This is a genomic window from Sphingobacterium sp. (assembly GCF_032065005.1).
In the GTDB taxonomy this organism is placed as follows: domain Bacteria; phylum Bacteroidota; class Bacteroidia; order Sphingobacteriales; family Sphingobacteriaceae; genus Sphingobacterium.
Genome location: NZ_DAMBMM010000001.1, coordinates 474,871 through 488,312 on the forward strand (window position 1 = coordinate 474,871; position 13,442 = coordinate 488,312).

The following is a 13,442-nucleotide window of genomic DNA, read 5'->3' on the forward strand; positions in this document are numbered from 1 at the left end:
CGGTGGGAGGAGAGCCGTACAGATTCTTCACGAATTGTTCAGAATTGTAAGTTCGCTGAAGTGGGATTCAGAGTGCAACGAGGAATCTATTGTTGTTTTTTATGAGGATGTTGGTCTTTGTGAATCGTAAGATGAGCAAACTATTCACCCTGCTAGGCAATGTCAAAAAGTTTAGTTTTTTTCTGTTATTGGTAGGAACAAAGCTCGGAGAAATGCGAACCTTCAAAATCAAGGACAACCATCAAGGTATTAGCGTACAGTTCCTTGACCTTCGGTCAAGGATGACAGGGCCGGTAGGAGGAGAACCGTACAGATTCTTCACGAATTGTTCAGAATCACAATGCGCTAAAGAGGGATTCAGAGTGAAACGAAGAATCTATCTCTTTTTTTATTTAGAGGTGGTTGTCATTACGAATCGTAAGATGAGTAAACTATTTTTTTGATTGTTTTCTATCTATAGAAAGATATTTTGAAAAATATTTCACCCACGCTGTGGGTTCGCCATTTTAAACCTCCAAGTTCTACAAAGATTCCATCCCCTCTGGGGGTTTGCAAATCTTTCAATGAGCATATTATCTTGGTCCATCCTCTCATCCATTACCCTGAGCTGCGTCGAAGGGCATCCTGGTTCAAAACAAAAAAAGGGATGACCATCTGATCATCCCTTTTATTATGTTGTATGCTAAACTTAGTTTAGGGCTTCGATTTTAGCTTGCAATTCAGCAGATTTTGCTTCGTCGTTCATAAAATCGTAGTAGTTTTTAAGGTTTCTTAAAGCATCTACGTTTTTAGCGTCAAGTTGAACAGCTTTTTCCAAGTAAGGAACCGCTCTTGCGATTTTACCTTTGATAGCTTCTACTTTTTTGTTGTAATCGGCAGCAGGAACTGATTTGTCTTCGTTTAACTTCATCAATTCATCACGGCCACCATTCATGATAACTACGGCAGCATTTGTGTTTGCTTCCAAGTAGTTAGGGTCGATCTCGATTGCTTTTTGGTAAGAAGCTAATGCTTTTTCAGGATCTCCTGAAGCACCATAAGCAAGACCTAGGTAGTAGTGAAGGCTTTTGTTCTGTGGGTCTTTTGCTAATTGAGACTCGATATCAGATACAATCTTAGCTTCATTTCCAGTGATCAGGTTCAATTCGATGTTCTGAACAACAGCATCGTTATCGTTAGGATAAGCCGTTACTGCTTCAGCAGCAGCAGCGATTGCTGATGTGGTATCACCTTTTTGAAGGTAAAGTTTAGGAAGGTCCACCATAATTGTTTTATGGCTAGAGTATTCCTTAACTGGAACTAGCTCTTTGTATTTTTCGATCGCTTTGTCGTATTCCTTGTTCTGAACTGCCGCTAAACCTGAATAGAAGGTAAGGGTAGTATCGCCAGGAAGGTAAACTAAAGCATCGCTAAAGTCTGAATAAGCTGTTTTATAATCTTGTTTATCCCATGCTGCAACACCTTGGTTGAATTTGTATTGACCTAAAGTCTGACCAGCAACAGTGATATTTTCAGCGTGTTTCTTGTCTTTGTCCAGTTCAGTAGCTTTTTTGATTGCGTCTTGCGCTTTGGCAGCGTCTTCTGCATTCTTGTCTAAGCTAGCTAAGTTGGAGTAAACTAGGGCATAATATGTCCATGCTTCTGGATCATCTTTCGTTTTGTCATGTACTACTGCAGCATCGATTGCTTCTTTTGCAGCAGTAAGGTTTGATTTACCTAATTCAGCAGAACCTGCTCCCTTAAGTTCTTCAAACTTTACAATTGCAGCTTTTGCTTTTTTCACATTGCCCGACTGTGCAAAAAGGGCAGTGGAACTGGTTGCAAAAAGCAATCCTACAAATAATATCGATTTTCTTAAATTCATATCTATTTATTGTTTGTTTAATTTGTAAGTTGGTTTAACAAAAGATTCACTCGGTCTAATTGAGCTTCATCTTCAGTCTTTTGATAGAATAAAGCTAAGGATTTTAAAGCATTAATTTCATAAGGCTTAATTTCATTTGCTTTCAGCAAATAATTTTGAGCATTATATTGTGCTTCTTGATTTTCATTATCCTTTAAGAAAGTATTCAAGTTGATTAGACCTAGTGCTAGATTAGACTCATAGTTGTTTGGGTCCAATTCAAGTACTTTCTCATAATATGTCTTAGCTATCTCTAAATTATTGGCATTTTCATTTGCATAACCTGCCAAGTAATTTAATTCTATGTTTTCTGGCTCGAGTTTGATGGCCTGTTCAATAATAGGAACGATGGCATCATATGCATCACTTTTTGCATATTTATCGATCAACAAGAACAGTAAAGCTTTGTCATCAGCATATTTGGTCCTTCCTTCTTCCAAGGTTGATAGTGCTTGTTGTTTCTGATCCAATTGGTCGTAAAGATTAGCCAATTCAATATACTGGTTTGGGGTCATGTTACCGGCTTCATGGATCTTTCCATAATACTTGATAGCTTCCTCCGGTTTACCTGCTTTGCTGGCTAATAGCGCCAAATTGTAGGTTACATCTCCACTTTTGGCATCTAAGGCATCAACCTTGCTGAAATCTGCAAAGGCTTCGTCAAACTTTTTGTTCTCTAGCGATTTGTTTGCACGATAAATCAGTGCAGCAGCTAAGTTTTGGTTGACATAGCTTATTTCTCCAGAGTAGCCTGGCCTGTCTTTTTTATCGATCTTATCCATTGTTTGGTAGGTCAGATCGATTGGGTCAGCATTTAACTTGATGGTCCTTGCAGAATCTGCATAAGCAATTGAACTCAATACCATGGCTCTAAGGACATTCACGCGGGTTTTGGAAGAGTCGCGTCTTGTCTTGTAGATATTGTCGATTTGTTTCCTGGCATTATCAAGGTTGGCGATGTTACCTGTTTGGGTGTATAATGCAAAGGCATTGCTGGCTTCTTTATAAGCCGACTGTCCGAAAGCACTATTGGCACCCAATAGTAATATAGCTCCTAAAGCACTTGAAATATATCTATTCTTGTTCTTCATTCTCCGTGTTAGCTGATTCATTGTCTGTTGAGTTTTCTGCTCCTTCAGCTCCTTCAACGTCTAATTCCTCTTCTTCCTCTTGTCTTTCAACTTTGGTCACTGATGCAATTTCGTCGTTGTCTTTCAAAGTGATCAATTTCACACCTTGAGTAGCACGACCCATTACACGTAAGCTTTCAACTCCGATACGGATTACAATTCCAGATTTATTGATGATCATCAAATCGTTCTCATCAGTAACGCCTTTAATAGCAACCAATTCACCTGTTTTGTCCGTAACGTTGATTGTTTTTACACCTTTACCACCACGATTGGTAATTCTATAATCATCGATATCGGTACGTTTACCGTATCCTTTCTCGGAAACTACCAGTACAGTGGTTTCTTGATTATTAACACTAATCATGCCAACTACCTCATCTTTTTCATGCGCTAAGGTAATACCACGAACACCGGTAGCTGTCCTACCCATCGGTCTTACGGTTGATTCATTGAATCGGATCGCACGACCAGAACGAAGAGCCATAACGATTTCGCTCGTACCATTGGTCAATGTTGCTTCCAATAATTGATCGCCATCATTGATGTTGATCGCATTGATACCATTTGCCCTTGGTCTCGAATAAGCTTCAAGTGATGTTTTCTTGATGGTACCTTTCTTAGTACACATGATGATAAAGTTGTTCTCAAGGTATTCCTGGTCCTTCAGGTTGGTTACCTTAATATAGGCCTTGATCTTCTCATCTTTAGGAATATTGATGATATTTTGAAGGGCACGGCCTTTAGAAGTACGGCTTCCTTCAGGAATCTCGAATGCTCTTAACCAGAAACATCTACCTGCTTCTGTAAATAACAATAGATAGTTATGAGCAGATGCCGTAATGATATGTTCTGTAAAGTCTTCATCGCGGGTCGTTGAGCCAATAGCTCCCTTACCACCGCGACCTTGTACGCGGTACTCTGTTAGAGGAGTACGTTTTACATAACTGTTGTGGGAGATTGTGATTACAACCTCTTCATCATCGATGAAATCTTCCATACGAAGATCTTCCGCTGAGTGAACAATATGAGAGCGTCTTTCGTCGCCATATTTCTCTTTAACTTCAATCAGTTCATCTTTAATGATCTTAAAGCGAAGGGATTCATCAGCAAGTACTTCTTTCAAGAATTCGATGGTTTTCATCAATTCAGCATATTCTTCTTTGATCTTGTCGCGTTCCAGTCCTGTCAACCTTCTTAGGGTCATGTCCAAGATAGCTCTTGCTTGGATATCAGAAAGCGCAAAACGCTCCATCAAGCCAACACGTGCATCTTCTGGGGTATCTGAATTACGGATCAATTTGATTACCTCGTCCAAGTGGTCTAGGGCGATCAGGTAACCTTCAAGGATATGGGCTCTTTTTTCAGCTTCAGCTAATTCAAACTTAGTTCTGCGGATAACCACATCATGTCTATGTTCTACGAACTCGTGGATCATATCCTTCAAGTTCAACATCTGAGGTCTTCCTTTAACTAAGGCAATATTGTTTACCGAAAAAGAGGTTTGTAAAGCGGTATGCTTATATAGGTTGTTTAGAACCACATTGGCATTCGCATCACGTTTTATTTCATAGATAACACGGATATCTTTAGAGGATTCATCCCTGATTTCCGAGATACCTTCGATTTTCTTTTCTTGCACCAAATCGGCTGTTCTTTTGATCATGTCCGATTTGTTGACTTGGTAAGGGATTTCTGTTACGACGATGATCTCTTTACCGGTCTTAGTGGTTTCGATTTCCGCCTTAGCGCGCATCACGATACGGCCACGGCCAGTTTCGAAAGCTTCTTTTACGCCATTGTAGCCATAGATCAGACCGCCAGTAGGGAAGTCAGGACCTTTGACATGGGTCATCAATTCCGAAATTTCGATATCTCTGTTGTCGATATAGGCAATGGTACCATCGATAACTTCGCTCAAGTTGTGCGGAGCCATATTGGTCGCCATACCTACGGCGATACCGGATGCGCCATTGACAAGCAGGTTGGGGATACGGGTAGGAAGAACGGTAGGTTCTTCAAGGGAGTCGTCAAAGTTTAATTGGAAATCAACGGTGTCTTTGTTAATGTCCGCCAACATTTCTTCGGTAATCTTCCTTAAGCGAGCCTCTGTATAACGCATCGCTGCTGGTGGGTCACCGTCAATTGAACCGTAGTTACCCTGTCCATCGACTAGGGGATAGCGCATGGACCAGTTTTGAGCCATACGGACCATGGTGTCATAAACGGATGAGTCACCGTGTGGGTGGTACTTACCGAGTACATCTCCAACAATACGAGCAGATTTTTTATAAGGTTTACCACTCGTTACCCCAAGGTCTAGCATACCATACAATACACGACGGTGTACTGGTTTCAGACCATCACGGGCATCAGGTAATGCACGCGAAACGATTACCGACATCGAGTAATCGATGTAGGCAGATTTCATTTGGTCTTCGATATTGATGGGGATGATCCTGTTTTCAGCAGGAACTAAATTGTTTTCGTTTTCTGTTTCTTCAGCCATTATATTTTGGTTTCAATCAATATAATAAGTGTTATATCTATAAAAGACACGTAACAGGCGAAGATACACAATTTTTTAGGTTTTTGGTACGGATTTCATCATTAAAGATATCCACAATGGAGGGGATTTGTTAATATTTTTCACAAAGTTATTTGTTTAAACAGGTATATTTGTTCAATGAGAGAATGATACCAAATGTCTTTTTAATTTAAGATATTTTAAACAAATATGGATTTTGTTTTAAAAATTTTTAAAAATATTTTACCTTTGGGCATTCAAATTAAGGTCAAACGATTGTTTAATCGTTAACCTCCTAATTTTTAACAAATTATACAAGTCTAATGAAACATAATTTCGGTGCAGGCCCATGTATTTTACCAAAAGAGGTTTTTGAAGAAGCTTCAAGAGCGGTAATTGATTTTAATGGTACAGGTTTATCAATCTTGGAAATTTCGCACCGTTCCAAAGAGTTTGAGGAAGTCGTAATCGAGACGGAGAAATTGGTCCGTGAATTACTGGAAGTTCCTGCTGGATATTCCATTTTATTCCTTCAAGGGGGTGCGAGTCAGCAATTTGCCATGGTTCCTATGAACTTATTGCCTGAAAATGGCAAGGCTTCATACCTAGATACAGGTGTTTGGGCAACGAAAGCTGCCAAAGAAGCTAAAAAAGTTGGGCAGGTGGAAATCGTTGCTTCGTCGAGTGACAAAAATTACAACTATATTCCAAAGGATTTTGTAGTGCCATCGGATGCTGCATATTTCCATTACACTTCAAATAATACCATCTACGGAACAGAAGTATTTGAAAAACCTAGCACATCGGTAACGACCGTTGTTGATATGTCTTCGGATATTTTGAGTAGAACGATCAATGTGTCTGATTTTGGTTTGATCTATGCTGGTGCCCAAAAAAATATGGGTCCTGCAGGTGTTACGTTAGTGATCATCAAAGATGATCTGTTTGCTAAGTCTGGACGTACCATCCCAACGATCTTTGATTATGAAGCACATGCCAAAGCGGGTTCTATGTACAATACGCCGCCAGTATTCTCCATCTATGTTTCTATGTTGAACCTACGTTGGTTGAAAGCTAAAGGTGGAATTTCGGTCATTGAACAAGAGAATATCATCAAGGCACGTACTCTATACGATGAGATTGACCGCAACCCATTCTTTAAAGGAACGGCAGCAGTGGAAGACCGCTCCAGAATGAACGTGACTTTCGTGATGGATACGCCTGAATTGGAAGCAGAATTCTTGGCCTTAGCTAAGGAGCGCAACTTAATCGGTATCAAAGGCCACCGTTCAGTAGGTGGATTTAGAGCATCGATCTACAATGCTTTGAGCATCAGTTCAATTAATGCATTAGTGGATACGATGAGAGAGTTTGAAGAAAAGAAGAAATAATTACTATGAAAATTTTAGCTAACGATGGGATTGATCCTATCGGTAAAAAAATATTAGAGGATGCGGGCTTTGTAGTGGATACAAACCATATTCCTCAAGATGAATTGATCAATAGATTGAATGAATATGATGCAGTTACGGTACGTAGTGCGACAAAATTACGTCAGCCTTTGATCGATGCTTGCCCTAATATCAAGGTTATTGGTAGAGGTGGGGTCGGCATGGACAATATTGATGTGGATTACGCACGTTCAAAAGGTATCGCTGTAGTGAATACGCCAGCGGCATCTTCACATTCAGTTGCTGAATTGGTATTTGCACATCTTTTGAATGGGGTTAGGTTCTTATATGATTCTAACCGTAAAATGCCTGTAGAAGGAAACAGCAATTTTGCTGGATTGAAAAAAGCCTATGCTGCAGGTTCAGAATTGCAAGGAAAAGTATTGGGTGTTGTTGGTTTTGGCCGTATCGGTCGTGAAACTGCTAAGATCGGCTTAGGTTTGGGAATGACGGTAATCTATTCAGATTTGTTTGAAGGACCAAACTCTTTGACGTTAAATTTCGCTGGAGATGTAAGTGTCAATGTCCCTGTTGAACAGGTTGATATCGAAACTATCTTCAAGAAATCAGACTTTATTTCCCTGCACGTTCCATTCACAGACAAACCTGTAATTGGTAAAGAAGAGTTTGCATTATTGAAAGATGGTGTTGGCTTGGTAAATGCTTCCAGAGGAGGCGTTATTGAAGAGTTAGCTTTGGTAGAAGCGTTGAATTCTGGTAAAGTTGCTTTTGCTGCGCTTGATGTGTTTGATAATGAACCGACTCCAAGAGCAGAGATCTTGAATCATCCTAAGGTTTCCTTGACTCCCCATATCGGTGCTGCAACCAATGAGGCGCAAGAACGAATCGGAGAGGAACTAGCCCAGTTATTGATCGATAACTTGAAGAAATAGTTCTTCCGCATAAAATTATATGTGGCACAAAAGCTTTTATTTGCATTTGTGCCGCTTTTTTTTGTCAAAAGACTTATATTCACAACCTCGTAAAAACAAATAGTTTAAAATAGATATGAAAATTCTAAAATTCGGTGGAACATCCGTAGGGAGTGCTGAACGTATCCAGAGTTTATTGGATATCGTTAATCCCGCAGAGCGTCAGATTGTGGTGCTTTCAGCAGTTGCTGGAACGACAAATGCATTGGTTGAAATCTCTAAAGCTTACTTGAATGGTAAGAAGGACGAAGCCAAGGAATTGATCAAGGAACACAAGAACAAGTACGAAGCTTTAATCAAGGAACTCTTCAGCACTGAGAACGGATATAAGCAGGGTAAGGAATTGATAGATTATCATTTTAACTTAATTGCATCTTTGTCGAACGATCTTTTTACACCAACAGAGGAAAAGATTATCTTGGCACAAGGTGAATTGATGTCCACTACGTTATGGCATCTTTACCTGAGTGAAAAAGGCATAAAATCCGTATTGCTTCCGGCTCTTGATTTTATGAAAATAGATGAAGACAATGAGCCAGTGGTTCCATTCATCAAAGAGAAATTGGAAGCGATTTTGGCTGATCATCCTGATAATAGCTTGTTTATTACGCAAGGGTATATCTGTAGAAATTCCTTTGGCGAAATAGACAATTTACGTCGTGGTGGTTCGGATTATACCGCATCCTTGATTGGTGCTGCCATACAGGCTGATGAAATCCAGATCTGGACGGATATCGATGGTATGCATAACAATGACCCTAGAATTGTAAAGGGCACTACTCCGATTGCAGAACTGAGCTTTGACGAAGCTGCCGAGCTTGCCTATTTTGGTGCTAAGATCTTGCATCCTCAGAGTGTGTTTCCAGCGCAACGCTATAATGTGCCGGTTCGTTTGTTGAACACCATGGATCCACAAGCTTTTGGAACCTTGATTTCTAAAAACGGAGGACAGAAAGGATCGATCCGTGCGGTTGCCGCGAAAGATGATATTACGGCTATCCATATCCATTCATCAAGAATGTTATTGGCATATGGTTTCCTGAGGAAGATCTTTGAAATTTTTGAACGTTATAAAACGCCAATCGATATGATTACTACTTCAGAGGTGGCCGTATCCTTGACGATTGACGATACCAAAAATTTAGAGGATATCATCCGTGAAGTGGAGGATTTTGGAAATGTAAGTGTCGATAGAAATCAAACGATCATCTGTGTGGTGGGTGATTTTGGAGCTAATACGCATGGTTATGCTGCGCGAGTTTTAGATGCAGTGAAACATTTGCCATTGCGCATGGTTTCTTATGGAGGTTCAGATTACAATGTCTCCATGCTTTTGGATTCTGAGCACAAGGTAGAAGCATTAAGGTCGTTACATAATAGAATTTTTTAAAGAGAATGAACATCAATCAAATTGATTTAGGACGTTTAAAGGAATTTGAAACTCCATTTTATTACTATGATCTGGACCTGTTGAATGAAACATTGGACAGGGCCAAGGCAGCAGCTGATAAAAGAGGTTTTCATGTTCATTATGCGCTAAAAGCTAACTTTAATGACAGGATTTTAGGTTTAATCCAATCTAAAGGCTTTGGTGCAGATTGTGTAAGTGGAAATGAGGTTCAAAAATCAATTGATTCTGGTTTTCCTGCCAATCAAATCACCTTTGCAGGGGTAGGGAAGTCTGACAAGGAGATTAATTTGGCTTTAAAGCATCAGATTTTTGCTTTTAATGTCGAATCTATACAGGAGCTATTGGTGATCAATGAGCTGGCTGCTAAGCAGAATGTGAAGGCAAAGGTTTCATTGCGGATCAATCCGAATGTAGATGCCCATACACACCATTATATCACCACGGGTTTGGATGAAAATAAATTTGGAGTCCCCAATTCTGAATTGGAAAAGGCGGCTTCTGTACTTAGGGACTGTGATCATATTGATCTGTTGGGTCTGCATTTCCATGTAGGTTCTCAGATCACGGATATCAATGTGTTCAAGAGTCTTTGTGTGAAGGTTAATGAGTGGAAGAATTGGTTTGAAGAGCGCGGAACAACCATTAAAGTATTGAACGTAGGTGGTGGGCTAGGCGTGGATTATCATGAGCCCGATGCTCATCCTTTTGCAGATTTTGAGGCTTATTTTGATGTGTTCGATAGGTTCTTGGAAAGAACTCCGCAGCAAGAGGTGCATTTTGAACTAGGCCGAGCATTAGTAGCGCAATCTGGATCTTTGCTGAGCAGGGTGTTGTATACCAAAAGTGGGGTTAAGAAAAACTTTTTGATCCTTGATGCCGGTATGACCGAGCTTATGCGACCAGCATTGTACCAAGCATTCCATAAAATCGAAAAATTAGGCAACAACGACGGTATTGAAAAATTGAACTACGATGTGGTTGGGCCAATCTGTGAGAGCTCAGATTGTTTTGGAAAGGAAGTAACCCTTCCTGTTTCAGAACGTGGCGACCTGATCGCTATCCGTACTGCAGGCGCTTATGGCGAAGTAATGGCTTCGAAATATAACCTTAGAGATGAAATTAGGTTTGTGTTTTCGGATGAGATTTGAAGGTAGATGTGAGATATGAGAATTGAGATGTGAGATAGTAGAAAGGGATTTTTAGTTATTAGACAGGGGGATATAGAAATTGTGGGACGTTTAATATCTCAATACTCAAATCTCATATCTATACCTCGTATGATATCTCAATACTCCTATCTAAATAAAAAAGAACTCCTGAGCTAAACTAGCTCAGGAGTTCTTTTTTATTTATTCCTCATTCTTGTTGAGGAAGACGAATTTTCCATCAAAAGCATCCAGTTTGATTACGGAATCTCTGGATATTTTTCCTGAAAGGATCTCTTTAGAAAGTTCGTTGAGGATTCTTTTTTGGATGACACGTTTCAGTGGTCTTGCACCATAGACAGGGTCGTATCCTAATTGTGCTAACCAATCTAGGGCTTCGTCGGAGGCTGTTAGGAAGATGTTTTGTTCAGCAAGTTGCTTTTCAACCCTGTTGAATTGCATCCTAACGATATCTCCAATCTCTGTCCTGGACAGCGGAGTAAACATGATCACTTCATCAATACGGTTCAAGAACTCCGGACGGATGGATTTTTGCAATAGATCCAAAACTTCATCCTTTGTTTTCGCTACGACCTCTTCTCTGTTCTCATCATTCAATTTAGAGAAATTCTCTTGGATAATATGAGAGCCCGTATTAGAGGTCATGATGATGATGGTGTTCTTAAAGTTTACCACACGGCCCTTGTTGTCTGTCAAATGGCCATCATCCAATACTTGTAAAAGTATATTGAATACATCAGGGTGTGCTTTTTCGATTTCATCTAATAGCACCACTGAGTATGGTCTACGACGTACGGCTTCGGTTAACTGTCCGCCTTCGTCATAACCTACGTATCCTGGAGGCGCACCGATCAAACGGGAAACGGCATGTCTCTCTTGGTATTCCGACATATCGATTCGGATCATTGCCTGCTCGTCATCAAATAGGTATTCTGCCAAGGCTTTTGCAAGTTCGGTTTTACCGACCCCGGTCGTACCAAGGAAAATAAAGGAACCGATCGGGCGTTTTGCATCACTTAATCCGGCCCTTGATCTACGGATCGCATCAGCAATAGCTTCAATAGCCTCATCTTGTCCTGCGACACGCTTATGTAATTCCTCTTCCAGGTTCAATAATTTTTCCCTTTCGGATTGAATCATTTTGCTGACAGGGATACCGGTCCATTTTGAAACCACATCAGCGATATCTTCGGAAGTTACTTCTTCTTTAAGCATACGGCTGCTATCCTGTTTCTCCGAAAGTTCTTTTTTCAGAGCATCCACTTTGTCCTGTGCTTCCTTGATCTTGCCGTACCTTAATTCAGCAACCTTTCCGTAGTCGCCGGCACGTTCAGCCTGTTCGGCTTCCAATTTATAGTTTTCTATGTTTTGAGCCTCCGCGTTCACCTGGTCCACCAAAGTCTTTTCAGATTGCCACTTAGCTCTTAATGAATCTCGTTCATTGGAAAGGTTGGCGATGGTTTCTGAAAGTTCGGAGATTTTCTTCTCGTCTTTTTCACGCTTGATCGCTTCTCTTTCAATTTCCAGTTGCATGATCCTACGTTCCAGTTCATCGACTACCACAGGGACTGAGTCCATTTCGAGCCTTAATTTAGACGCTGCCTCATCGACAAGGTCAATGGCCTTGTCTGGCAAGAAACGGTCTGTAATGTACCTTTGTGAAAGTTCTACAGCTGAAATGATAGCCTCATCCAAGATCCTTACTTTGTGGTGGGTTTCATAGCGTTCCTTGATACCACGAAGGATAGAGATCGCATCTTGGGTATCTGGTTCTTCCACCATTACTTTCTGGAACCTACGTTCTAAGGCTTTGTCCTTCTCGAAATACTTTTGATACTCGTTTAGGGTCGTAGCACCGATTGTTCTTAGCTCACCACGGGCCAATGCAGGTTTCAGGATGTTGGCAGCATCCATAGCGCCCTCACCGCCACCAGCACCTACTAAGGTGTGGATCTCATCAATAAATAGGATGATCTCACCGTCGCTGTCGGATACTTCCTTCACTACAGCTTTTAGGCGTTCTTCAAATTCACCCTTATATTTCGCACCGGCAACCAATGCGCCCATATCCAAAGAGAATACGGTTTTGGTCTTTAGGTTTTCTGGTGCATCACCCTTTATGATTCGGTAAGCTATTCCTTCCGCAATCGCTGTTTTACCTACTCCGGGCTCACCAACCAAGATAGGGTTGTTCTTTGTCCTACGGGATAAGATCTGCATGACGCGCCTGATTTCTTCATCGCGACCGATTACAGGATCGAGTTTGCCAGATTCAGCGTATTCATTAAGATTCCTGGCATATTTGTTCAGTGCATTGTAAGTTGCTTCGGCGTTCTGATCAGTAACCCTTGAATTACCTCTCAATTCTTTGATTGCGGTTTTTAGGTCTTTTTCAGTGACTCCTTGATCCTTCAATAGGCTGGAAACCTTGTCGCCAGATAACAATAGTCCTAGCAGGATATGCTCAATGGAGACGAACTCATCGTTGAATTCCTTCAAGAAGCTCTGCGCTTTCTGTAACACAGCGGTAGCGGAGTTGCTTAGGTAAACATTGCTTCCGCTAACCTTAGGGTAGGATTCGATGATTTTATCGACCTCTTGGCTAAGGTAGCTGATATTGACATTTAGTTTCTTGAGTAAATGAGAAATGACGTTTTCATCTACTGATAATAAGGCTTTCATGATATGCGCTGGCTCGATCGCTTGTTGCTGATGGCCAGATGCAATTTCGGAAGCTTTTTGTATTGCCTCTTGGGCTTTGATTGTAAAGTTGTTAAAGTTCATATGATAGTTTCGCTATATGTAATATGAGGTTAACAAAAGGAATGCCTACAGTGTTTTTAGTTATTTTACTGTAATATTGACAGTTAAATTTAAATACACATGTCAAAAAGACATATGATAAATAAGTTTTGTAAAAAT

Annotated in this window: 8 protein-coding genes; 4 read left to right on the forward strand and 4 right to left on the reverse strand. The window is 40.6% G+C overall.

The window, feature by feature from the left end:
• Positions 1-688 precede the first annotated feature (688 nt).
• From RT138_RS02035 to gyrA, 3 genes are read right to left on the reverse strand one after another with little or no spacing between them, the layout of a single operon-like run.
• The gene (locus RT138_RS02035) at positions 689-1,864 is read right to left on the reverse strand and encodes a tetratricopeptide repeat protein (RefSeq protein ID WP_313189310.1); all 1,176 of its coding nucleotides are present in this window, start codon (positions 1,862-1,864) and stop codon (positions 689-691) included.
• A 17-nt stretch (positions 1,865-1,881) separates the two neighbouring features.
• Positions 1,882-2,994: a tetratricopeptide repeat protein gene (locus RT138_RS02040; RefSeq protein ID WP_313189311.1), complete on the reverse strand. Its 1,113-nt coding sequence runs from the start codon at positions 2,992-2,994 to the stop codon at positions 1,882-1,884.
• Positions 2,978-5,542, reverse strand: coding sequence for a DNA gyrase subunit A (gene gyrA / locus RT138_RS02045; protein WP_313189312.1), 2,565 nt, complete (start codon positions 5,540-5,542; stop codon positions 2,978-2,980). Before gyrA ends, RT138_RS02040 begins: the two co-directional genes overlap by 17 nt.
• 341 nt (positions 5,543-5,883) lie before the next feature.
• On the opposite strand from gyrA, the gene serC reads away from it, so the two are divergent.
• The 4 genes from serC (at position 5,884) to lysA (ending at position 10,502) form a co-directional block, all read left to right on the forward strand.
• Positions 5,884-6,951 (forward strand): 3-phosphoserine/phosphohydroxythreonine transaminase, encoded by a 1,068-nt coding sequence (gene serC, locus RT138_RS02050; RefSeq protein ID WP_313189313.1) that lies wholly within the window; start codon positions 5,884-5,886, stop codon positions 6,949-6,951.
• Positions 6,952-6,956: 5 nt separating this feature from the next.
• Positions 6,957-7,904 carry a D-2-hydroxyacid dehydrogenase gene (locus tag RT138_RS02055; protein ID WP_313189314.1) on the forward strand — a complete coding sequence of 316 codons (948 nt, stop codon included), beginning with the start codon at positions 6,957-6,959 and terminating at the stop codon, positions 7,902-7,904.
• Positions 7,905-8,019: 115 nt separating this feature from the next.
• Positions 8,020-9,333, forward strand: a complete 1,314-nt coding sequence (locus tag RT138_RS02060; protein ID WP_313189315.1) for an aspartate kinase — start codon at positions 8,020-8,022, stop codon at positions 9,331-9,333.
• A gap of 5 nt (positions 9,334-9,338) precedes the next feature.
• Positions 9,339-10,502, forward strand: coding sequence for a diaminopimelate decarboxylase (lysA, locus tag RT138_RS02065; RefSeq protein ID WP_313189316.1), 1,164 nt, complete (start codon positions 9,339-9,341; stop codon positions 10,500-10,502).
• Between the two features lie 201 nt (positions 10,503-10,703).
• Here the strand turns inward: lysA and clpB are convergent, their stop codons facing one another.
• Entirely contained in the window at positions 10,704-13,304 is a 2,601-nt protein-coding gene (gene clpB, locus RT138_RS02070; protein WP_313189317.1) for an ATP-dependent chaperone ClpB, read from the reverse strand.
• Positions 13,305-13,442: the final 138 nt, after the last annotated feature.